Origin of the sequence: Methylophaga nitratireducenticrescens, from assembly GCF_000260985.4 — a bacterium.
Classification (GTDB): Bacteria; Pseudomonadota; Gammaproteobacteria; order Nitrosococcales; family Methylophagaceae; genus Methylophaga; species Methylophaga nitratireducenticrescens.
The window spans coordinates 2,301,281-2,324,215 of record NC_017857.3; the positions used below are offsets into that span (position 1 = coordinate 2,301,281).

At 46.1% G+C, this 22,935-nt stretch carries 23 protein-coding genes and 2 riboswitches; of the genes, 14 read left to right on the forward strand and 9 right to left on the reverse strand.

Annotated elements, in window-relative coordinates; all coding sequences use genetic code 11:
• Window positions 1-173: 173 nt before the first annotated feature.
• Window positions 174-2,060 carry a TonB-dependent receptor domain-containing protein gene (locus Q7A_RS10890; protein ID WP_014707410.1) on the reverse strand — a complete coding sequence of 629 codons (1,887 nt, stop codon included), beginning with the start codon at window positions 2,058-2,060 and terminating at the stop codon, window positions 174-176.
• A gap of 61 nt (window positions 2,061-2,121) precedes the next feature.
• A riboswitch (cobalamin riboswitch) is annotated at window positions 2,122-2,316 on the reverse strand.
• A 79-nt stretch (window positions 2,317-2,395) separates the two neighbouring features.
• Window positions 2,396-2,597: riboswitch (cobalamin riboswitch) on the forward strand.
• Window positions 2,598-2,652: 55 nt separating this feature from the next.
• Between Q7A_RS10890 and Q7A_RS10895 the strand changes: the two genes are divergently transcribed.
• From Q7A_RS10895 to cobO, 10 genes are read left to right on the forward strand one after another with little or no spacing between them, the layout of a single operon-like run.
• Window positions 2,653-3,228, forward strand: coding sequence for a hypothetical protein (locus Q7A_RS10895; RefSeq protein WP_014707411.1), 576 nt, complete (start codon window positions 2,653-2,655; stop codon window positions 3,226-3,228).
• Entirely contained in the window at window positions 3,228-4,520 is a 1,293-nt protein-coding gene (locus tag Q7A_RS10900; protein ID WP_014707412.1) for a cobyrinate a,c-diamide synthase, read from the forward strand. The genes Q7A_RS10895 and Q7A_RS10900 overlap by 1 nt, the downstream gene beginning before the upstream one ends.
• Window positions 4,517-5,179, forward strand: coding sequence for a 5,6-dimethylbenzimidazole synthase (bluB, locus tag Q7A_RS10905; RefSeq protein ID WP_014707413.1), 663 nt, complete (start codon window positions 4,517-4,519; stop codon window positions 5,177-5,179). The genes Q7A_RS10900 and bluB overlap by 4 nt, the downstream gene beginning before the upstream one ends.
• On the forward strand, window positions 5,176-6,084 hold the full coding sequence (gene cbiB / locus Q7A_RS10910; protein ID WP_014707414.1) for an adenosylcobinamide-phosphate synthase CbiB: 909 nt from the start codon (window positions 5,176-5,178) through the stop codon (window positions 6,082-6,084). The genes bluB and cbiB overlap by 4 nt, the downstream gene beginning before the upstream one ends.
• A complete protein-coding gene (gene cobD, locus Q7A_RS10915) occupies window positions 6,077-7,066 on the forward strand; it encodes a threonine-phosphate decarboxylase CobD (RefSeq protein ID WP_014707415.1) in 990 nt (329 codons plus the stop codon). The genes cbiB and cobD overlap by 8 nt, the downstream gene beginning before the upstream one ends.
• Window positions 7,063-8,529, forward strand: coding sequence for a cobyric acid synthase (locus Q7A_RS10920; protein ID WP_014707416.1), 1,467 nt, complete (start codon window positions 7,063-7,065; stop codon window positions 8,527-8,529). Before cobD ends, Q7A_RS10920 begins: the two co-directional genes overlap by 4 nt.
• Window positions 8,522-9,040: a bifunctional adenosylcobinamide kinase/adenosylcobinamide-phosphate guanylyltransferase gene (gene cobU, locus Q7A_RS10925; protein WP_014707417.1), complete on the forward strand. Its 519-nt coding sequence runs from the start codon at window positions 8,522-8,524 to the stop codon at window positions 9,038-9,040. Before Q7A_RS10920 ends, cobU begins: the two co-directional genes overlap by 8 nt.
• Window positions 9,041-10,102 carry a nicotinate-nucleotide--dimethylbenzimidazole phosphoribosyltransferase gene (gene cobT, locus Q7A_RS10930; RefSeq protein ID WP_014707418.1) on the forward strand — a complete coding sequence of 354 codons (1,062 nt, stop codon included), beginning with the start codon at window positions 9,041-9,043 and terminating at the stop codon, window positions 10,100-10,102.
• Complete coding sequence (locus Q7A_RS10935) at window positions 10,099-10,821, forward strand: adenosylcobinamide-GDP ribazoletransferase (RefSeq protein ID WP_014707419.1); 723 nt, start codon at window positions 10,099-10,101, stop codon at window positions 10,819-10,821. Before cobT ends, Q7A_RS10935 begins: the two co-directional genes overlap by 4 nt.
• Window positions 10,822-10,828: 7 nt before the next feature.
• Window positions 10,829-11,437, forward strand: coding sequence for a cob(I)yrinic acid a,c-diamide adenosyltransferase (gene cobO, locus Q7A_RS10940; RefSeq protein ID WP_014707420.1), 609 nt, complete (start codon window positions 10,829-10,831; stop codon window positions 11,435-11,437).
• A gap of 360 nt (window positions 11,438-11,797) precedes the next feature.
• On the opposite strand, the gene clpA is transcribed toward cobO, so the two are convergent.
• The 6 genes from clpA to Q7A_RS10975 all read right to left on the reverse strand — a co-directional run bounded on the left by clpA (window position 11,798) and on the right by Q7A_RS10975 (window position 17,768).
• A complete protein-coding gene (gene clpA, locus Q7A_RS10945; protein WP_014707421.1) occupies window positions 11,798-14,047 on the reverse strand; it encodes an ATP-dependent Clp protease ATP-binding subunit ClpA in 2,250 nt (749 codons plus the stop codon).
• A gap of 33 nt (window positions 14,048-14,080) precedes the next feature.
• A complete protein-coding gene (clpS, locus tag Q7A_RS10950; protein ID WP_041355176.1) occupies window positions 14,081-14,407 on the reverse strand; it encodes an ATP-dependent Clp protease adapter ClpS in 327 nt (108 codons plus the stop codon).
• A gap of 8 nt (window positions 14,408-14,415) precedes the next feature.
• Window positions 14,416-14,727 carry a Grx4 family monothiol glutaredoxin gene (gene grxD, locus Q7A_RS10955; RefSeq protein ID WP_014707423.1) on the reverse strand — a complete coding sequence of 104 codons (312 nt, stop codon included), beginning with the start codon at window positions 14,725-14,727 and terminating at the stop codon, window positions 14,416-14,418.
• Window positions 14,728-14,800: 73 nt separating this feature from the next.
• A complete protein-coding gene (gene serB, locus Q7A_RS10960; protein ID WP_014707424.1) occupies window positions 14,801-15,631 on the reverse strand; it encodes a phosphoserine phosphatase SerB in 831 nt (276 codons plus the stop codon).
• A gap of 91 nt (window positions 15,632-15,722) precedes the next feature.
• Window positions 15,723-16,250, reverse strand: coding sequence for an inorganic diphosphatase (gene ppa, locus Q7A_RS10965; RefSeq protein WP_014707425.1), 528 nt, complete (start codon window positions 16,248-16,250; stop codon window positions 15,723-15,725).
• 708 nt (window positions 16,251-16,958) lie between these two features.
• A complete protein-coding gene (locus tag Q7A_RS10975; protein WP_014707426.1) occupies window positions 16,959-17,768 on the reverse strand; it encodes a sulfite exporter TauE/SafE family protein in 810 nt (269 codons plus the stop codon).
• 106 nt (window positions 17,769-17,874) lie between these two features.
• On the opposite strand from Q7A_RS10975, the gene Q7A_RS10980 reads away from it, so the two are divergent.
• Window positions 17,875-19,194: an MATE family efflux transporter gene (locus tag Q7A_RS10980; protein WP_238595908.1), complete on the forward strand. Its 1,320-nt coding sequence runs from the start codon at window positions 17,875-17,877 to the stop codon at window positions 19,192-19,194.
• Here the strand turns inward: Q7A_RS10980 and Q7A_RS10985 are convergent.
• Entirely contained in the window at window positions 19,191-19,391 is a 201-nt protein-coding gene (locus tag Q7A_RS10985) for a hypothetical protein (protein ID WP_014707428.1), read from the reverse strand. The two genes, Q7A_RS10980 and Q7A_RS10985, sit on opposite strands and share 4 nt — an antisense overlap.
• A gap of 90 nt (window positions 19,392-19,481) precedes the next feature.
• Window positions 19,482-20,294 (reverse strand): RluA family pseudouridine synthase, encoded by an 813-nt coding sequence (locus Q7A_RS10990; protein ID WP_014707429.1) that lies wholly within the window; start codon window positions 20,292-20,294, stop codon window positions 19,482-19,484.
• Window positions 20,295-20,349: 55 nt separating this feature from the next.
• Here Q7A_RS10990 and Q7A_RS10995 point away from each other — a divergent pair, with 55 nt between their 5' ends.
• From Q7A_RS10995 to Q7A_RS11005, 3 genes are all read left to right on the forward strand, one after another.
• Window positions 20,350-20,808 (forward strand): DUF4124 domain-containing protein, encoded by a 459-nt coding sequence (locus Q7A_RS10995; RefSeq protein ID WP_014707430.1) that lies wholly within the window; start codon window positions 20,350-20,352, stop codon window positions 20,806-20,808.
• 2 nt (window positions 20,809-20,810) lie between these two features.
• Entirely contained in the window at window positions 20,811-21,146 is a 336-nt protein-coding gene (locus tag Q7A_RS11000) for a phenylpyruvate tautomerase MIF-related protein (RefSeq protein ID WP_014707431.1), read from the forward strand.
• Between the two features lie 71 nt (window positions 21,147-21,217).
• Window positions 21,218-22,933 carry a proline--tRNA ligase gene (locus tag Q7A_RS11005; RefSeq protein ID WP_014707432.1) on the forward strand — a complete coding sequence of 572 codons (1,716 nt, stop codon included), beginning with the start codon at window positions 21,218-21,220 and terminating at the stop codon, window positions 22,931-22,933.
• The last annotated feature ends 2 nt before the right edge of the window (window positions 22,934-22,935 follow it).

Sequence of the window (22,935 nt, forward strand, 5' to 3'; positions counted from 1 at the left end):
CTGCCATTCTAAAAGATAAGCTGTATTACTGACCAGCTTTATCCATATTGCTTCTTATTAAATTACAAAATGGATCAAAAATAATATGCAACGGCGAGTTAATATTGGAATAAATAAAAATTTAGGGATTAACGCTCAGCCAGTTTCAGCCGAGCGTCATTTCAGAGACTTACTTAAGGTTGATAATGAACAGATAACATCACAGCTCGCCCTTCATTATTGTAATTATAGAAATCACCAAAAGTTTGGGCTGTTGTTATGTAATCTTTGTTGAGCATGTTTTGCCCAGTCAATCTCACCAGCCATTCATTTGAGATATTGTAAGAAACTCGTAAATCTAGTAATCCATAACCACTCAGTCGTTGAGTATTATCTACATCATTGTATGAATGATCTCTTAGTTTCCAACTAGCACCAGTGCCCCATTTATTCCATTGCTTATCTATATGCAAGTTTGCTAAACGCTTAGAACGTCGGGGTAAGACATTATCCGTATTGGCATCATCAGGTTGCAAAACTGAAGCGTCAAAGGTTATCAACCAGTCTGCTATGGATGTGTTAAATTCAAACTCAATTCCTTTGATTTTAGCCTCATCAATATTCGAAGGGGTGATCGCGCTAAATGGATTAGTTGGATCAACGGCAGCCCAGTTAATTAAATCTTTAATCTTGGTTTTATAAGTGTTTAAAGCCCAAGAGCCCCAGACGTGTTCACCTTTAACGCCCAAGCCATACGATGTAGATCTCTCAGATTTTACATTAGGATTACCAAATGAAAATGCAGAAACTGGGTAATAAAGATCATTGAATGTCGGAACTTTGAATCCTGTGCCAGCATTGGCTATAAATTGAATTTCTTCGGATAACCAATATCCATAGTCCGCAGTTCCAGTATTTTCACTTCCAAAAGCTTCATTATCGTCGTAGCGAGCACTCAACAACCATTCATGTCGGTTGGCTTTGGCCTGCCAACTTACGAAAGCTGCTTTATTATCTCGGCTTGTTTCACCGTAATCCCCTCCAAACACACGAGCAGACTCAATTTTATCGTGATCGTAATCGACTCCTAAGTTCAACTTGTGACTATTGGATAGTGTTAATGTATTTGTCCAACTAGCAAAACGATGCTTGGTATCGTAGCGAGAACCATTAATGCCTTGCTCAACAATTAATGACCTGTCGCGAGACTCTCCTAAAACAAAAGACATTAACCACACATCATTAACTTTTAACTGACTATTTATTCCCATAACCTGTTGAATATTGTCAGAATAAATAGGTTCCATTCCATCATATTCGTTATAGGTGCTCGCATGAATTAAGTTAGCACCAACCAACCACTTTTCACTAAGTTTGTGGGAAACGTTTAATGCAAGATTTTTATTTTGGTAGCCATCATGATCTGATGTTGATTCATCGCCATCCAATGCATCAATGCCATTAGATGTCAGATAACTATATGAGAAGTTGTATTGGGTATCATCATTACCACCACGTACACCTGCGGTTGCTTTTTGAGTATTTTTACTTCCTAGGCCGGCGGAAAAATAAGGCTTGGTCTCACCCGGTTTGCCTTTACGAGTAAAAATCTGAATCACACCACCTATCGCCTCAGAACCATAAATACCTGAACGAGGTCCACGAACTATTTCAATACGTTCAATTTGTTCCACAGGAAAGTCCTGTAACGCTGTGGAACCTGTTGTAGCAGACTGCCACTTCACGCCATCCACTAAAACAAGTACATGCCTGTTACTTGTACCTCGTATGAATAAACTACTGGCCTTTCCAAGACCACCGTTTTTTACCATATCAATACCTGGATAACGCGAAAGCAAAGTTGGTAAATCATTAATCTGCAAACGATCAATATCCGCACGAGTAATAACGGTATTGGGTGCCAACGCATTTTCCGTTGGCATCCGATTAGCGGTAATCGTCATTGCATCAAGAGATTCCTGTTCAGCCAAAGCTGCAACAGAGAAGGTAGAAGTAGCCAGTGCAGCTAAGGTCAGACGTGCACAGACACGCAAAGGCGTGGCCTTTGTTGAAGGTTTCATATTGTCTCCTAGGGATACGCTCACCCGCGATCCGGATTAATAAAGTCACACAACACACGTTGGTTGTGATGAACTTCAGGCCGGTCTCCGGACTCACGTTGTGGCTTGCGCCAGTACATCCGCCTTCCCACGATTAATCGCAGTGGCTGATTGGATGCATTTTCAACGTTTACCGTTGCGGGGGCAGTGTTGGTTTTTCACCAACTTCCCGTTTAACTCTGATGGATATCAAAGCACCTGAAGAGGCGCGCATCTTAAATCCCCCTTGGCTTATCGTCAAACCTGATAAGGGCAATAAATGATTTCCAAATTGACAATATAGCTTGCTAATCCTTATTCTGTCGGCAGTTTCAGGTGTCGCGAAAGTGATGAAACGGGAAGTCGGTGCATCAGATTTATAGATAAACCCGACACTGCCCCCGCAACGGTAAATGAGTTCAGATTGAACGTTAGCCACTGTATCTATTACGGGAAGGTGTTCAACCGGTGATAGCACCGCTCATGAGTCCGGAGACCGGCCTGAAATATCCTGGTCTGTTGACCGAAAATGCTATTAACCAAGTTGTGCGGGTGAGCACATCGGAGAACCTCAATGTCGTTATTGTCTCAACGTCAGCAACTGATCGTGGCTGCGCTTCTTGCTTTTTTAATGGTGATGACTCGTGGTCATCATTTCGCCGATATCAATGTTTTACCCAGCGCCTCCTGGGCAGTATTTCTGCTCGCCGGATTTTATCTGGCTTCAAAATTGTGGTTTCCGGCTTTTTTAGGTCTGGCTGTTGTGCTGGATTTAATGTCGGTATATATAGGTGGCGCCAGTAATTTCTGTGTCTCGCCCGCCTATGGCTTTATGTTACCCGCATATGGCAGTTTGTGGCTGGCAGGTCGCTGGTTTCAATCCAGATACCAATTTAACTGGACTGCTCTGTTTACACTGGTGATGACGCTGGTGACGGTTACTGCAGTTGCCGGCCTGTTCAGTGGCGGTGGTTTTTACTGGTTTTCAGGTCGTTATATCGACCCAAACATGGCTGAGTATCTGACCCGGTTTGTCCAGTCCTATCCTGGCAACCTGAGTAAATTAAGCTTTTACATCGCCATTGCCGCGGTGATTCAGATCAGCTTCCGTTTTGCGAATTTGAGCCAGCGCAGTAATCAGCTACGTTAATGTCAAAGCAGCAGCAAACCTGCGCTGCGCTGATTATTGCTGCCCCCGCCTCAGGTCAAGGTAAAACAACCGTTACCGCGACCTTGGCGTGGCATTATCGACGTCAGGGTAAACAGGTCCGAATTTTCAAAGTGGGTCCAGACTTTCTGGACCCAATGATATTGTCTTTTGCATCAGGTCATCCGGTTTATCAAGTTGATTTATGGATGGTGGGTGAAACTCACTCCAGACAATTGATTGCCGACGCCGCCAAACAGGCAGATATCATTCTGATTGAAGGGGTGATGGGCTTATTTGATGGCGCTCCCTCCACAGCTGATCTGGCCGCCAATTTAGGAATCCCGGTGTTAGCGGTGATTGATGCCAGTGCCATGGCACAAACATTCGCCGCTTTAGCGTTCGGCTTAGCCCACTTTCGTCAGGATGTGACGTTGACTGGCGTTCTGGCCAATCGTGTGGGCAGTGCCAGACATGCTGAAATGCTTACATCTGATTTACCTGACGATCTGCCCTGCCTTGCTACTATGTCTCGTCAAACTGAAAGCCTGCCCAGCCGTTATCTGGGTTTGGTTCAGGCTGATGAACTCACGGATTTGAGTGAGCGTCTGGACAGACTGGCAGATAACATTCAGCTCGATCCCAACTTTGTTTTACCGCAAATCAAACTAGACAGCGCTCCTGTCGAACATTTATCGCCACAGTTAAAAGCTATTCGCATCGGCGTGGCCAAGGATGCAGCGTTTGCCTTTGTTTATCAGGCAAATCTGGATTGTTTAACCGCGTTGGGTGCTGAGCTGATATTTTTTTCACCGTTATCGGATACAACGCTGCCTGAGGTGGATAGCCTTTATCTGTCTGGTGGTTACCCTGAACTGCATCTGGAAACACTCAGTCAAAATATGTCGATGCGTCAGGCGATATGTGAACACATTAATGCCAATAAACCGGTTGTGGCTGAATGTGGTGGCATGCTGTATTTGTGCCGTACATTAACCGATAAGCATGGCCAACAAGCTGAAATGTGTGGCGTGCTGGCAGCTGATGCCAAACTACAAGCCAGACTGACAGCCTTGGCTTTACAACAAGTCACTCTTGATAATCACACTTTACGTGGGCATACCTACCACCATTCCTTGTTGGAAAATCAGCCTGAGGCCATCGTCTATGCTGAATGCCCGAATGGCAATAATGTCAGTGAAGCCGTGTTTCAGCAACAACGCCTGACCGCCAGCTATATCCACTTTTATTTTCCGTCAGCCCCTGAACTCATTGCCCTCTGGTTTACCCCATGAGTCTGGATAAATACCGTTTTAATGAGCAGGATCGTGATGCGGTTTATCGCGCCATTGGTGAGCGTCGGGATATGCGCCATTTTATTGCTGATCCCATTGACCAGGATATTCTGCAACGACTATTTGAAGCAGCCTGGCAGGCTCCCAGCGTAGGACTGATGCAGCCTTGGCGGGTGATTCGGATTACCGATACCGGCATCCGTAACGCTATCCATCAAATCGTTGAAAACGAAAGAGTTTTGACTGCTAAAGCGTTGGGTGAACGTGAGTCGGAATTTCTGCAGCTGAAAGTCGAAGGCATCAAGGATTGCGCCGAAGTGCTGGTTGTTTCGTTGATGGATAAACGGGAGTCGCATGTTTTTGGTCGGCGTACCCTGCCGGAAATGGATCTGGCATCGGTATCGTGTGCCATTCAGAATATGTGGCTGGCTGCGCGTGCCGAAGGATTGGGTATGGGCTGGGTCTCCTTATTTGATCCCAAACAATTGGCCGATTTACTGGGGATTCCTGATGGTGCCTGCCCGGTGGCGATTCTGTGTCTGGGTCATGTTGATGATTTTTACCAACAGCCCATGCTGGAGCAGGAAAACTGGCGACAACGTCAGCCTCTGGATGAGCTTATCTTTGAAAACCGCTGGGAAAACAAAACCAAAACATGACCTTTATTATCATGCTCAGTGCTTTGATCATTGACTGGTTTGCCGGTGAACCAAAACGGTTACATCCTCTGGTCGGTTTTGGCACTTTGGTTAATAAAATCGAAGCAGGTTTTAATCACGCCAATCAGCATCGATTTCTTCAGTTTTTTGCCGGCATGCTGGCATTGGTAATTTGTGTTGTTCCTATTACTATTATTACTTATTTGATCAGCCAGATTCCGTTCTGGGGCGCCTTGTTTTCCGTTGCGCTGTTAACGCTGTGTCTGGGTCATCGCAGTCTGTTTGATCATGCCCGGCCTATTCTGCACGCCATGCAACAAGGCGATCTCGAACATGCCAGAACATTGACCAGCCGAATTGTCAGTCGGGATAAAGAGCATATTGATGTCAATAAAGCGACCATTGAATCCGTGCTGGAAAATGGTAACGACGCCGTTTTTGGTGCGCTTTTCTGGTTTGTTATCGGTGGTGCAGCCGGAGCGGTCGCCTACCGCCTGGTCAATACGCTGGATGCCATGTGGGGCTATCGTATCCCACGATTTTTCTATTTTGGTAAAACGGCCGCTCGGTTGGATGATTTATTAAACTTTGTGCCCGCCCGACTGACCGCTTTAAGTTATGCCCTGCTTGGCAATACGCGAAAGGCATTGAGTTGCTGGAATCAGCAAGCACCATTATGGGACAGCCCAAATGCCGGCCCGGTAATGGCCAGTGGTGCGGGCGCTTTGGATGTTCAACTCGGTGGGGTCGCCTGTTATCACGGCGAATGGCATCAACGTCCCCTGCTCGGCACATCAAATATTGCTGAAGCAAACGATATTGGGCGTGCTCTAAGATTAGTGTCTAACAGTGTGTTGTTATGGCTTTCCGTTATAGGGATTGTTACGGGGATCATTTATGCTTAATCACGGCGGTCGAATTCACGCTTATGCCAAACAATATGGTATCGCTCCCAAGGATTGGCTGGATTTATCTACTGGTATCAACCCAAACGGCTGGCCCGTTCCAGAACAGATCCCGGCAGAACTTTGGACAAGGCTGCCTGAAAACGAAGATGCTTTAATCGATCAGGCTAAAACGTATTATCAATGTGAACATATTCTGCCAGTTGCCGGATCGCAAGCTGCTATACAAATCTTACCAACATTAAGATCCGCTTGTCGCGTCGCTATCCTTTCGCCAGCTTACGAGGAACATCGCCATTGCTGGCAGCAAGCCGGTCATGAAGTGGTCGCGCTGGAAAGTTTTGAGCTGGATCAACAGATTGATATGTTTGATGTGGTGATTGTTATTCACCCGAATAATCCGAGCGGTGAAACGTTTGATAGACAACGATTGTTGAACTGGCTGCAACGTTTGCAAATGCGTAATGGCTGGGTGATCGTCGATGAGGCGTTTCTTGATATCACACCAGAGCAAAGTCTGGCACCACTCCCCTGCCAGCATGGATTAATCATTTTACGGTCGCTGGGAAAGTTTTTTGGCCTGGCCGGTGTAAGAGTCGGGTTTGTGATCACACACCCTGATTTGTTAAAGCAAATCGCCGAAAAATCTGGTCCCTGGCCTATTGCCTCGGTTTCGAGGTGGATTGCCTCTCAGGCATTAGCCGATAACAACTGGCATCAGCAATCCCGTCAGTATTTACCTCAACACGCACAACGATTGGCTGATCTGCTCGGTCAATATCTTCTCCCCCCGAGCGGCGGTTGTTCCTTGTTTCAATGGGTAAAAACTAATAACGCTCCTAACATTCATCATCAACTAGCCCAGCAAGGCATTCTTTGTCGCTTATTCGATAGCCCAGCAGCCCTAAGGTTTGGCTTACCAGCATCCGAACAGGACTGGTTGCGACTGGAAACCGCTCTGCAGCAGTTTATGCAATCATGACTGCTAAAACCCTGATGATACAAGGCACCACCTCAGATGCCGGTAAAAGCACACTGGTGACGGCGTTATGTCGTTGGCTGGTGAAACAGGATTATTCTGTTGCGCCCTTTAAACCGCAGAATATGGCGCTGAATAGTGCTGTTACAGCAGATGGTGGTGAAATTGGTCGTGCTCAGGCCGTTCAGGCTCAGGCCTGCAATCTGCCGCCGCATATCGATATGAATCCGGTTTTACTGAAACCTAACAGTGATACCGGTGCTCAGGTCATTATTCATGGCAAAGCCATTGCCAATATGGATGCCCGCTTTTACCACGACTATAAACAAACCGCGATGACCGCCGTGTTGGAATCGCATGCCCGTCTGATGCAGCAATATGATGTCGTGATAGTGGAAGGTGCCGGCTCACCGGCAGAGATCAATCTGCGCGATCGGGACATTGCCAATATGGGCTTTGCAGAAGCGGTAGATTGCCCGGTTATCCTGGTCGCAGATATTGATCGTGGCGGTGTCTTTGCTCACTTGGTGGGCACATTGGATCTTCTGTCAGCTTCTGAGCAACAGCGTGTTAAAGGTTTTGTGATTAATCGTTTTAGAGGCGATATCAGCTTATTACAATCCGGTCTGGACTGGCTGGAACAACGCACTGGCAAACCGGTTTTAGGTGTGCTGCCCTATCTGCATGGGCTGCATCTGGAAGCTGAGGATGCGATTAATATTACGCAGGTGGAAAAAGCTGAAAATGTATTGAATGTTATTGTGCCGGTCATGCCACGTATCAGTAATCATACTGATCTGGATCCATTACGCCTGCACCCAAACGTAAATTTGCAATTTATCGGCCCGGATTCACCGATACCGCCAGCTGATTTGATCATTCTGCCGGGCAGCAAACATGTCAGTGCCGATCTGCAATGGCTGGAACAGCAAGGCTGGCCCGCAGCAATTCAAAAACATCTGCGGTACGGTGGCAAACTGTTGGGAATTTGTGGTGGTTTTCAAATGCTGGGTCAGCAGATTGATGATCCAACCGGCGTTGAAGGTTTGCCTGGCACTTGCAAAAAAGGTCTAGGATTACTGGATATGCACACTACCCTGCATGCCGAGAAACAATTACGGCAAAATCAGGGACAATTATTATTCAATAACGCTGCCATCAGTGGCTACGAAATTCATGCCGGTGTCAGCGAAGGCAAAGCGTTATTGCGTCCACTGCTACAGTTATCGCATGGTCCGGATGGAGCGATTAGCGAAGACCAACTGATTGTCGGCACTTATCTGCATGGTTTATTTGAACAGAAAACAAGCTGTGATGCCTTGCTGCAATGGGCTGGACTGAATAATGTCAGCAGCCCGGATTATCATGCTTTGCGTGAAGCAGATATTGAACGACTGGCAGAAATGGTTGAACAGCATATGGATACCACAGCACTATTGACTATTTTAAAGGCAGCAAATGGCTAAAACCCTGATCCTCGGCGGCGTAAAATCCGGTAAAAGCCGACTGGCCGAACAACGCGCTATCAACAGTAAATTAGACGTCTGCTATGTGGCGACGGCCCGCGCTGATGACAGTGAAATGCAGCAGCGTATTGCATTGCATCAACAGCAACGTCCTGCTCATTGGACTACTGTCGAAGTGCCATTCAATCTTGCCGCTACATTGCAGCAACAGGATGATGCAGATAAATGCATTTTGGTGGATTGCCTGACCTTATGGCTGACCAATTTGCTGCTTGCCGATGATGAAAAGTTATTAACGATTGAAATCAAACAATTACTTAAAATCCTGCCGACATTAGAAGCTGAAATCATTCTGGTCAGTAATGAAACCAGTATGGGCATTGTACCTATGGGTGAATTGACCCGACGCTTTTGTGATGAGGCCGGCCGTCTGCATCAACAACTTGCCGCGCTAATGGATAATGTCATCCTCACTGTAGCGGGTTTACCACATACCTTAAAAGGAAACTGAATGAGCGACTTCAAAAACTGGTTAAATTTACCCCCAAAGGCAATTGATAAAAAATCTGCAGAAATAGCCCTAGCTCGACAAGGTCAACTGACCAAACCAGCAGGCTCATTAGGTCAACTGGAGCAACTTGCAGTACACCTTGCGGCATTGCAAGGCAATATTCCACAAGCCGATCATGTACATATCACTGTGTTTGCCGCTGATCATGGTGTGATGGCGGAAAATATTTCGGCCTTCCCACAATCTGTTACTGCTGCGATGATTCGTAATTTTGCCTCTGGCGGCGCGGCAATCAGCGTATTGACAAAATATTTGAATAGTTCGCTGGATGTCATTAATCTCGGTACGGTTACTGAATTGGAAACGATAAAAGGCGTTCAGGATCAAAAAATTGCTCATGGTACCGCCAACTTTCATCAACAGGCCGCAATGAGCGAAGCAGAATGTGAACAAGCCATCCTGATTGGACAACAGAATGTGGAATGTTGCCTACAGAAAGGTATTCAGATTTATATTGCAGGCGATATGGGGATTGGGAACACCACGTCCGCCAGTGCGATGTCTTGTGCGCTATTGAATCTACCCGCCAGCCAGTTGGCTGGTCCAGGCACCGGACTTAATGCTGAAGGCGTCTCTCATAAAGCAACTATCATTAGAGAAGCTTTGCTATTGCATAAAAGTCATTTGGATTCGCCCTTAGCTATATTGCGTTATCTGGGTGGCTTTGAAATAGCAGCAATGGTCGGCAGTTATCTGCACTGTGCCAAAACCGGCCTGCCGGTAGTGATTGATGGTTTTATCAGCAGCGTGGCCGCTTTATGTGCTGAACAAATCTGTCCTGGCAGTCGGCAGTGGTTTCTGTTCAGCCACCATAGTGCTGAACCTGGTCATAGCGCTATACTGCAATCATTAGATGCAAAACCTTTAATAAACCTCGGTATGCGCTTGGGCGAAGCCAGCGGTGCCGCAGTTGCTATACCCTTATTAAGAATGGCCTGTGCCTTGCACAATCAAATGGCGACGTTTGAAGAAGCGGCTATCGCCGGAGCCAACAACGGATGAGACCTTTTTTAATAGCCCTGCAGTTCTTGACTATCCTGCCCGTTAGATTACAGGGCGAATTTTCAAAACAGGATATTGGCCGGTCATTATTGTTTTATCCAATGGTTGGCTTACTGATTGGTATTGTTTTAAGCCTGTTGATCTGGAGCCTTAACGGTCAATTGTCAATGGTCTCTGCCATTCTGATATTAGCGGCCTGGGTGACTATGACAGGGGCACTACACCTCGATGGGTTGGCTGACAGTGCTGATGCATGGTTGGGTGGTGTTGGCGATACAGCAAAAACGTTATTGATAATGAAAGACCCCGCAGCCGGCCCCATTGGGGTGGTGACACTCTTATTGGTGCTAATGATCAAGTTTGTCATGCTGACGGTTTTAGTCTCACAGCAGAACTGCTGGGCATTAATCTGGTCTGTAATATTGGCCCGCACCGCTTTACCATTATTATTTTTAACCACTGACTATGTGCGGCCCCATGGTTTGGGCAGCATTCTCAAACAACAGCAATCTGCATTGCATACCCGACGGTTGATGCTCTTCATCGGTGTATTGGCTTTATTTAGTATCGGTCTGTTTGCCCTATTGTTTGGCTTATTGATTTTTCTGTTGCTACGCTACCTGATGGAGCGTCGATTAAATGGGTTTACCGGCGATACGGCCGGTGCGATGGTGGAACTGCTGGAAATGGCGTTACTGATATTTTTTGTTTTATTTTAGGAAAATTATGACTGATTCTGAAAAAAGCCAACGCCACAAAAATCGCATGCAACGCCACAAGGAAGTCGTGGATCAAAAGATCCAGAAAGCGACCAGAGACAAAGGTTTACTGCTATGTATAACGGGCAACGGTAAAGGTAAAAGTTCATCCGGTTTTGGCATGATTGCCAGAGCGTTGGGCCATGATATGAAAGTCGGTATCGTGCAATTTATTAAGGGGGCGATGAGTACAGGTGAAGAAGCCTTTTATCGTCGGTTTCCTGAGCAGGTCAGTTATCATGTGGTTGGCGATGGGTTTACCTGGGATACGCAAAATCTGGAACAGGATAAAGCTTCCGCAGAAGCAGGCTGGGATATTGTTAAAACGATGTTACGGGATGAAAGTATCAACGTGGTTCTGCTAGATGAACTAAATATTGTCTTGAAAATGAAATATCTCGATGCAGATAAAGTAATAGATGATTTAGCTGCACGTCCGGCAATGCAACACGTGATTATTACCGGTCGTGGAGCACCAGACAGCATCATTGAAGCGGCTGATACTGTCAGCCGCATTGAGGATGTCAAACATGCATTTCGTGATGGTATCCGGGCCCAAAAAGGCATAGAGCTCTAAAGATTTTTTTGAGGTTTTGGCTTGCTTTTTGCTGTGTCATCAAACGGTAAAGTTACTCACATTTTCTGTGGATAAGTCTGTGTTTAACTTTGGAGTTAGTCGCTAAGCTGTTCATATTTAAGCACTCTGCACAAAATGGTCAAAAAATGCTCAAATTTAAATATATGTTTATATTCAACAACTTAAGACTAGGCCTATGTTAATCAGTGAGTTAGCGACATCTGCTATATAAAGATGTGAAGATTTTGTGAAACAGGTGAATAACTTACTGTTATATAACACCGGCGAAGCTGGGATTCTGGAATATAACAGACATAAAAAAACCCGGTAGTAAATCACTACCGGGTCATTTGTTTAGGGTTACACAGACTCTGTTTCTTTTATGATATCCAGAACCAGTTCATTATCTTTCAGGATAACTCTTACATGTCCACCATCACTGAGTTTGCCAAATAACAATTCATCAGCCAGTGGACGCTTGATTTTTTCCTGTACCAGTCGTGCCATTGGTCTGGCACCCATTTGTACATCGTAACCATGATCTGCCAGCCATTCACGTGCATCATTATCAATTTCGATGGTCACATTTTTATCCTGCAACAGCATTTCCAGTTCAAGCACCGCTTTATCAGCAACCCGCAGAATCGCCTCTTTCGTCAGCGGCTGGAATTGAATAATACCGTCCAGACGATTACGGAATTCAGGCGAGAAAGCACGTTTCAGCGCTTCCGTACCATCCATATGATGCTCCTGTTTGGTAAAGCCAATTGAACTGCGACTCATTTCCTGGGCGCCCGCATTACTGGTCATTACTAATACGACATGACGGAAATCTGCTTTACGGCCATTGTTATCCGTTAGCGTTCCATGATCCATCACTTGCAATAGCAGGTTAAAGACATCGGGGTGAGCCTTTTCAATCTCATCCAACAACAACACAGCATGCGGTTGTTTGATAACTGCATCGGTTAATAACCCACCTTGATCAAACCCCACATAACCTGGAGGAGCACCAATCAGACGGGAAACCGTATGAGGTTCCATATATTCAGACATATCGAAGCGGATCAGTTCAACCCCAAGGATATGCGCCAACTGACGGGTGACCTCTGTTTTACCTACCCCGGTTGGCCCTGCAAACAGGAAAGCACCAGTCGGTTTTTCAGGATGCCCCAAACCGGAACGTGCCATTTTAATCGCTGAACTTAATGCAGAAATCGCATCATCCTGACCGAAAATAACGTGTTTCAGGTTCGGTTCAAGATTACGTAGATTATCTTTATCTGCATTGCTAACCGTCTTGGCAGGAATACGGGCAATCTTGGCAACGATCTGCTGAACATCCTGAATGCCAATCATTTTCTTACGTTTCGACTTTGGCAGAATGCGTTGTGCAGCACCAACTTCATCCAACACATCTATCGCTTTATCCGGCAGATAACGGTCGTTGATGTGACGGGCGGCCAGCTCTGCTGCCTGCTCAATTGCGGCATTGGAGTAACGTACATTGTGGTGTGATTCCAAGCCAGGCTTTAAACCTTTGAGAATTTCAATGGTTTCAGCAACGGATGGTTCAGGCACATCAATTTTCTGAAAACGTCGCGCCAAAGCACGATCATGTTCAAAAATATTACGATATTCCTGATAAGTAGTTGAACCAATGCATTTTAATTCACCATTGGCCAGCAATGGCTTAAGTAAATTGGCAGCATCCATCGCACTGTTACCCGCACTCCCCGCGCCAATCATGGTATGAATTTCATCAATAAAAAGGATGGCATGCTCCTGCTGTTTGATTTCGCGTAACAACGCTTTCAGGCGTTTTTCGAAATCACCACGATATTTGGTACCGGCCACCAGCGCTCCCATATCCAGTGAATAAACCACTGCCTGTTCCAACACTTCTGGCACGTCGCCATCCACAATACGTTTGGCTAGGCCTTCTGCCAGTGCGGTTTTACCGACTCCGGCTTCGCCAACAAACAAGGGGTTATTTTTACGGCGACGGCACAACACCTGTAACGTTCTTTCAATTTCGTGTGCACGACCAATTAACGGATCAATTCTACCCAGCTTCGCTTCAGCATTAAGATTGGTCGCATAAAGAGCCAACGGGCTTTTACTTTCGGAAGTCCCCTCATTAACTTCCACTTTTTCACTTTTGGGTTCTTCGGCCAGACTTTCGATACCACCGTGGCTGATGGCATTAACTACATCCAGCCGACTGACATCCTGCTTCTGTAGTAAATAAACTGCTTGAGACTGCTGTTCAGAGAAAATCGATACCAACACATTGGCACCCGTAACCTCTTCTCCACCAGATGACTGCACATGCATTACAGCACGTTGCAAAATGCGTTGGAAAGCTAGTGTGGGCTGAGTTTCACGATCACTGTCTTCCGCCAATGTGGGCAGATTATCGGCCAGAAAATCAGTTAAATCCTGACGCAGGGTATTGATATCCACCTCGCAAGCTTTGAGCACTGCCAGCGCTTGTCCATTTTCCAACAAGGCTAATAATAGATGTTCAACCGTCAAAAACTCATGCGACCTTTGTCGAGCATAGTTGAATGCCTGACTAAGCGTGTGTTCAAGTTCTTTACTCAGCATATTGCTTATCCGCCTATTATCTTTGCAGCCATCTCATTCCTGTTCCATGGTGCACTGTAATGGATGCCCATGTCTTTGGGCATAACTGTTCACTTGTTCCACTTTGGCCTCAGCGATCTCAAAAGTAAAGATACCGCATAAAGCCTGTCCTTCTGTGTGCACTTGCAGCATGGTACGTGTGGCACGTTCACGTCCCATATCAAACAAGGTTTCCAAAACCTCCACCACAAAATCCATCGGTGTGTAATCATCATTCATCATGATCACCCGATATTTGGGAGGCTGTTTTAAATCAGGTTTAGACGGCGCAACCGTAAAATCATGCTCAGCTTGCCAATCTTGATCACGTTTGTCTGCCATGGCAAAAATCAACTCGCTGCTTCAACCATTTGTTTGAGTTCACCATTTTCGTACAGTTCCATAATAATGTCACATCCACCAATTAATTCACCATTGATGTACAGCTGAGGAAAAGTCGGCCAGTCAGCATATCGGTGAAGATTTTCACGAACTTCCGGATCAGCCAGCACATTAACATAAGCAAATTCTGATCCACAGGCAGTCAGCGCCTGTGATGAGCGACTGGAAAATCCGCATTGTGGAAACTCAGGCGTACCCTTCATAAACAGAATTACCGGGTTTGATTCAATCGCCTGCTTGATACGCTCCATAATATCCATTGTTGTTACCTCTTTATTTGGTTAGTTGTAGCAGATGGGGGCACCTGCAGTTAATTCAAGATTACGCCTTTGATTAAGGTCGTTGCAATAGTCCCAACACACCGTCAAGACCACAGTGATTCAAAGCTGTATCGGCAGCTTCCTGCACTTTGGGTTTGGCATGATAAGCTACGCTCATACCCGCTTCAGCCATCATCAACAGATCATTTGCACCATCGCCAATCGCCACTGCCTGCTGCTTTTCAATATTCAGTTCGGCGCAGCATTTAATTAAAAAATCGGCTTTGGCCTGAGCACCGCAAATATCACCGGTTACATTACCTGTGAGATAACCGTTTTCATGTTCCAGTACATTGGCCTGTGTGAATTCAAGATTCAGACGTTTTTTCAGTTTATCAGTAAAAAAAGTAAATCCACCTGAAACCAGTGCGGTTTTTATTCCGGCCTGTTGCACAGTTTTTAACATTAATTCTGCACCAGAATTGAGCATTAAGCGTTCGTTGTAAACCCGATCCAGCATATCAACAGGTAATCCTTTCAATAATGCTACCCGTTGTTTAAGCGACGTTTCAAAATCGATCTCGCCGCGCATTGCTGCCTCCGTAATCGCTGCAACCTGAGGCTTAAGATTCATAAAGTCCGCAATTTCATCGATACATTCAATGGTAATTAAGGTCGAATCCATGTCCATTACTATCAAACGGCAATCGTTTGTTTCAAAGTCAGCGGGAAGGACATTAATATCGACAGCATACTGTTGTCGTAACATCGACAAATCTGCATGCTGGGTATTTTCAATCAATGCATAACTGTCTTGCCATTGACATTGCCCCGATAGTTTTTCAGCAATTTCACCGACCAGTTCCCGAGTAAGTTGAGGTCCCTGAACAATTATCTGTGTCATGATTTTTCCAGTCTTAAAATGACAAACGGCGAACTGACATACATCAGCTCGCCGTGTGCAAAAACAGATTTAGTTATCAATTCAATGATAATTATTTCGCTTCATTTTGGTAACGTGAAACGCTGTCCACAATTTCCTGTTTGGCCGCATCAATTCCTGCCCAGCCTTCGATTTTAACCCATTTGTTCTTTTCCAAATCTTTGTAGTGTTCAAAGAAATGTGCAATCTGATTAAGCAAAAATTCCGGCACATCGTTGATGTCTTTAACATGGTCATACATTTTGTCATGAGGAACCGCAACGACTTTGGCATCTTCGCCCTTTTCATCGGTCATTTTCAGCATACCGACCGGACGGCATGCCACCACGCATCCGTTAATTAATGGAAATGGCGTCACCACCAATACATCTACCGGGTCACCATCATCAGACAAAGTATTCGGCACATAGCCATAATTTGCCGGATAGAACATGGCTGTATTCATAAAACGATCAACAAACAGCGCGCCAGTAGCTTTATCAACTTCATATTTAACCGGATTGGCATTTGCAGGAATTTCGATAATAACGTTGATATCTACAGGCAGATTGCTGCCTGGGCCGACTCGGTCAAGGTTCATAAAGCGATTGCTCCAATAAAAAATTAGGGTAAAAAGAAACCCGCCAATTATAAAAGAAACTGCCCAAGCATCAAAGCCGATATCTCTTTAGGGCTTGTTGATCTTTCATATCCACCACTGCTGGCGGCTATTTTTGTGTCCGACAAGGCGGAAAGCACGCAGTGTAGCCTTCCTACATAAGTGATTGACAAATGAGTCTGGAACGCATTTGAACAGCTTAGCTGGCCGCGCAGCGGTGAAATACAGGGATGTATTTCATACAACGCAGGCGGCCGCAAAAATAGTCCCAGCCCTTCGGGTTGTGACTGAAAAAGCGCCACTTATGTCCACGGATGGACAGGCCGCTATCGCTATCCCTGCTATCCCTGCTATCGCGGCATTTGGGCATCCTTACCCACCATATGTCGGCGCGCCAGGGAGGCGCGCGCCGGTCTGCGTGGCCTACATGGATGTAGGTCAGGGGCGTGAGCAGGATACGGAAGCTTTGCTCGTCACTTATTTAGAATTACTACAAAAACGTCCGGACAAGCAATGTTCCAGACATTGCTTTTGCATACACTCCATCCATGGAGATAAACGTTTTTGAGCGCAAGCCCCCTTTGGGGTGAGATACATGGATGTATCTCACAAAAGGCGCTCCTCGTGCCTTGATTGACGCTTTTTCAGCTCACAACAGAGGCGGAGATGAAAGATCAACAAGCCCTAACATTATCGACTGAAAAAATACGCGGCAACACAAATCAGTAATAGCGAAAAAAGGCGGCGCAACCAAACTGCAGGTAGTTGCTTCGCCAGTCGTGCACCAAACTGGGCAAAAATCACACTGGTCAGGATAATACCGAGAAATGCCTGCCAATGTACGAAGCCAGTTTGCCAGGCAGATTGCTGATTTATTTCACTGGGGGCAAACACAATGAAGCCAATCACACCGGCAATGGCGATGGGCAAACCACAACATGCAGCGGATCCAATCGCCTGTTGAATGTTAAGACGAGCTATCAGCAGATAAGGGACAATCAATGTTCCTCCACCGATACCGACTAGCGCCGAAAAAGCACCACTAAACAAACCATATAAACTCGAAGGCAATCGGTTTAATAATGCAGGAGATGATGCTCTGGCATTTGGTAGCCAAATACGTAATGCCATTAACAAGGCAAAGATGGCAAAGACTATCTGCAACAAATCACCGCTGATCAAACTGGCCAGCAGAGCTCCGCCAAAACTGCCGATGAGTAATCCTGGGACCAACCGGGTAACCACCAACATCGAAATATTTCCCAGTCGCCAATGCGCAAAGATAGAAGACATTGATGTTACAACAATGGTCATCAGTGAAGTGGCAACCGCCATATGGATAAGATATTGATCCGGCAGCCCTTGTTTGCTGAAAAGCCATACCAGCACCGGTACAATTACCAGTCCCCCGCCGATACCAAACAGCCCGGCAAGCGTACCGGCCACCATTCCGGCTGCGGCATAACTTAACCATTCAATCCACATCAGCTTCACATCCATAGGGTATGCTGTTTTTATTCGTTAAGATCATTGTTTTCCAAGCTGTATCGACTTTTGAATCCAGGGTACCCGAAACATGACGGGCTTAAATTGATGGATAGTTAATTTGACAGAACACATAGTAACGCACCGCCAGGTCTGGCGAATCGCCGGACCGATGATTATCGCCAACATCTCTACCCCACTGCTGGGAATGGTCGATACAGCGATGGTTGGCCATCTCAGTGCAGCGCATTACCTTGGCGCCGTAGCGATTGGCAGCATGATTTTCACTTTTGTCTTCTGGGGGTTTGGCTTTCTCAGAATGGCCACCACTGGCCTGACATCACAGGCTTATGGTGAAAATAGTACCGCAAAAATGCAGGCTGTATTAATGCAATCCATCTGGTTGGCATTGATAATTGCCTTGCTATTATTGCTGCTGCAGATGCCGATACGTGCTATGGCTTTGCATCTGGTTGACAGTAGTGGTGATGTCGAACATTTTGCCGCCATCTACTTTGATATAAGGATCTGGAGCGCACCAGCGACACTTATCAATTACGCCATACTCGGCTGGCTTATTGGTCGTGAGGCGTCAAAAGCAGCTTTGCTAATGGTGCTGGTAATCAATATTACCAATATTCTGCTGGATGGCTTATTTGTCATGGGTCTGGGAATGGATGTGGATGGCGTTGCCCTGGCATCTGTTATCGCTGAATACACCGGTTTGATAATGGGGCTGGTATTACTCAATCATTACGGGCTAAGTAAAAGCGGTATTCGTTTATCACTCAGTAAGAAAGTGCTGCAACAAAGCCAGCATGGCTTAACTGTTCATGGCAATGTGATGATCAGAACCTTTTTGCTCATCTCCTGCTTTGCTCTGTTCACCACCCAGGGCGCCCGGCAGGGCGATACCGTATTGGCTGCCAATAGTGTGCTGTTGAACTTTATTACTCTGATGGCCTTTGTACTGGATGGGTTTGCCAATGCAACCGAAGCATTAACCGGCAAGGCCATAGGGCGTAAATCCCCCTCCATGTTAAGAAAAGCCCTTAGCTTGACGGCATTCTGGTCAGTATTAATGGCGGCTTTGTTTTCGCTGACGTATCTGCTGCTTGGCGAATGGATTATTCGATTGTTAACCGGTATAGATGCGGTCATTGACTATGCTGATATCCATCTTATTTGGGTGATTATCGCGCCGCTGATTGCGGTATGGTCGTATTTGCTGGATGGACTTTTTGTTGGAGCAACACGCAGTCGAGAAATGCGTAACACCATGTTGTTTTCAGCATTATGTTGCTATCTGCCAGCTTTTTACCTGCTACAGCCATTTGGCAATCACGGGTTATGGGCCGCTTTGCTCATTTTTCTGGCAGCAAGGGGCCTTTCCCAAAGTCTCTACATAGGCGGGATAATGCGTCTTGCGGATCCGAATTAATGATTTTTTCTGGTCTGTTGATTTCCGGGTACTAAACGGCGATCCCTTCCAGAACGCCTTTTAACATGACTCAAATCAAAACGAATCAACTCTCGTCGATCCAAGCCCTGTCGACGCTGATATCGCCGGCGATCATCATCTCCATCGATCTGACCGTATTCGGGATCCTGAACCCGCTGCTGTTTAGTCTTGCTCATTACAAACATCTCCATTGAGTTCGACAATGGATAATTACGCCGCTCAACGATCAATGTCAACTTAGTTAGGCTCTAAAAGATAAACAGACCCTAACAGCTAAATATTTGTTTTTTATGGGTAATAGGACAGTCAAACTGCAAACTGCTGGCTTTGAGCTGCAGCCCATCTTGGCTTTTTCTTCCATAACGCGAATCACCGCTGACCGGATGCCCGATTGATGCGCAATGACGGCGAATTTGATGCATACGTCCCGTTTCGATTGAGACATCTAACGTTGTTCGGTTTTTATCAGCATCATAAGTACGCTTAGCGAAATGGCTGACAGCATGTTTGCCATCCAAAGGGGAATTAACGGTCAGTTTTTGCCATTGAACGTCACCATCCACCTCAATCTCATAGTGCTTTTCAATCTTTCGTTGTTGAAACAAGGTCGATAACTGCGCCGCGGCTTTTTGCTGATGGGCAATGATCATCAAACCAAAGGCTTCCCGATCCAGACGCTGCACCAGAAAACTCTGCCGCGGTTTATCAAAGGCAAGCTCAGATACCCGCAATAAACTGCAATGATCTCCCCACTCTGTTCCTTGTGCCAGCATTCCGGGTGGTTTGAACCAGACACTGTAACTACCAAAATCTTGTAATAACTCAGGGGCTTCGGGGATCTGGTCCAATAAACGCTTATCGTAATATAGTCGTAACACCTCCCCAGAATTCAGGGTTTTTGTCGCTCGACGCAAACGCTGAGTACGTTTACCTTTTTGCAACCAGACAGCTCCCTTGCTCATCGCCTGCTTAATTTGCTGACGAGAAAGTTCACAGCTTTCAGCCAGCAGATCGATGGCATTTGCTGAGCCTTGCTGTACCGGGATTTTTAATTCAAAACGAACAGTATGATCAGACATTTTATGAAATAGCGCTTTGGCGTAGAATAACGATTTATTTGATTAGGTATCCGTGATGTTTATACCGCAATTAAGTGCTTGCTGTCTTGCTTTTGTCATTGCCATGACAGTTCAGGCGGATGCTTACAAGTGGGTTGATGATGATGGTGAAGTCATCTACTCACAAACCCCTCCTGTCGATAAACCCTATGAAAAAATGGGTACACCACCTCCACCATCGATGAATCCGGAAGCGGCTAAAAAAGAAGTTGAGTTGCTGATTGAACAACAGAAAGCAACCGATGAAGCCCGGGAAGAGAGACAACAAACTCAACAGCAGGAAGAACTTGCTGCTGAAGCTTTGGCAGAAAACTGTCGAATTGCCAACTATAATTTGCAGCAGTATCAGGACAATCCTGGTCGGCGCATGATGGACTCAGAGGGCAATGTGACCCGCCCTACCGAAGAAGAAAGACAACAGAAAATAAGCACACTTAAACAGCAAGTTAACCAATTCTGTAAACAGGAGAAGTAACCATGCCTTATTTAAATATTGTAACCAATCAGCCTATTACTGATGAAACAACCTTGCTTAAAGTTGCCAGTAAAACCGTAGCGCAGGCTTCTGGTAAACCGGAAAGTTATGTGATGGTGGCTGTTGAGTCCAAAACGGCGATGTCTTTTGGCGGCAGTACTGAGCCTACCGCTATTCTGGATTATCGTTCGCTTGGTCTACCTAGTGACCGCAAAGCGTTATCCGATGCTTTATGTTCGATGATTGAAGAGCAAATTGGCGTCAGTGGCAGCCGTGTATATATCAGTATGACCGACTCTGAACGACAAAACTGGGGCTGGGATCATAGTACTTTCTAACAAAGTTCAACTGCGCTGATACGGCGTGTCAGCGCAGTTTTTTAATTCAATAATCAGGAATCACCTTTTCCATGCGTACTTCGAAGCTTCTCATTTCTACTTTAAAAGAAACACCTGCAGACGCCGAAATCGTCAGCCATCAGTTAATGTTGCGGGCAGGCCTTATCCGCCGTCTGGCATCCGGTCTGTATACCTGGATGCCGATGGGCTTGCGGGTACTGCGTAAAACCGAAGCGATTGTGCGTGAGGAAATGAATAAAGCCGGAGCCCAGGAGGTATTAATGCCTTCCGTGCAACCAGCTGAACTGTGGCAGGAAAGCCAGCGCTGGGAAAAGTATGGGCCGGAATTATTACGTATCACCGATCGTCATCAACGTGAATTCTGCTATGGACCAACTCACGAAGAGGTCATTACTGATCTGGTACGTCAGGAGATTCGCAGTTACAAACAATTACCGGTTAATTTTTACCAGATCCAAACCAAATTCCGTGATGAAATCCGTCCACGTTTTGGTTTGATGCGCGCTCGTGAGTTTCTGATGAAAGATGCGTATTCCTTCCATGTAGATCAAGCGTCTCTTCAGCAAACCTATGATGATATGTATGCAACTTACACGCGCATTTTCCAGCGTATCGGATTGAATTTCCGTGCGGTGCTGGCAGATACCGGCAGTATCGGCGGTAATGCCTCACATGAATTCCACGTGCTCGCCAGCTCCGGTGAAGATGCGATTGCCTTTAGCAATAACAGTGATTACGCTGCCAATGTTGAATTGGCTGAAGCAGTCAAACCAGCAGGTGAGCGTCCTGCAGCATCTGCCACCATGCAAACCATTGATACTCCGCACAAACATACTATTGAAGCTGTCAGCAACTTTTTAAAAGTACCTGCTTCGCAATGTCTGAAAACATTGCTGGTAGAAGGCGCTGAGAAAAACAGTGTTGTCGCTTTGGTATTGCGTGGCGATCACGAACTTAATGAAATCAAGGCAGAAAAACATCCGTTAATTGCTGCACCTTTAACGTTCGTAACGCCTGAACAGGTGCATGAAGCCACCGGTGCCAATATCGGTTCTATCGGTCCGGTCGGCCTGAACATTCCAATGGTAGTCGATCACGCTGCTGTACATATTGCCGATTTTGTCTGTGGTGCCAATGAAGATGAAAAACACTTAACCGGTGTGAACTGGGGCCGCGATTGCCCAGAACCTGAAACCGCTGACTTACGCAATGTAGTTGCTGGTGATGCCAGCCCGGACGGCCAGGGCACATTGGAAATTGCCCGTGGTATCGAAGTGGGGCATATCTTCCAACTTGGCGAAAATTACAGCAGCAAACTCAATGCCGTGGTGTTAACCGAAACCGGACAATCCCAGGTCATTACCATGGGGTGTTACGGTATTGGGGTTTCTCGAGTGGTTGCAGCCACTATCGAACAGAACAACGATGAAAATGGCATTATCTGGCCGCAAGCCATTTCACCATTTGAAGTAGTATTGGTTCCGGTTAATGCACATAAATCACAACGGGTTCGTGATAAAGCCGAAGAAATCTATCAGCAGTTGCTTGCTGCTGGTGTCGATGTATTGCTTGATGATCGCGGCTTGCGTCCTGGTGTCGCTTTTGCCGATATGGAGCTTATCGGCATTCCACATCGCTTGATACTCGGTGAACGAGGGCTGGATAACGGTGTGATTGAATATAAACACCGTGCGTCAGGTGAAGCAGATGAATTCGCTTTGGATAGTGTGCTTGAAGCAATTCAACAAAAGCTGGCAACACCATAAAT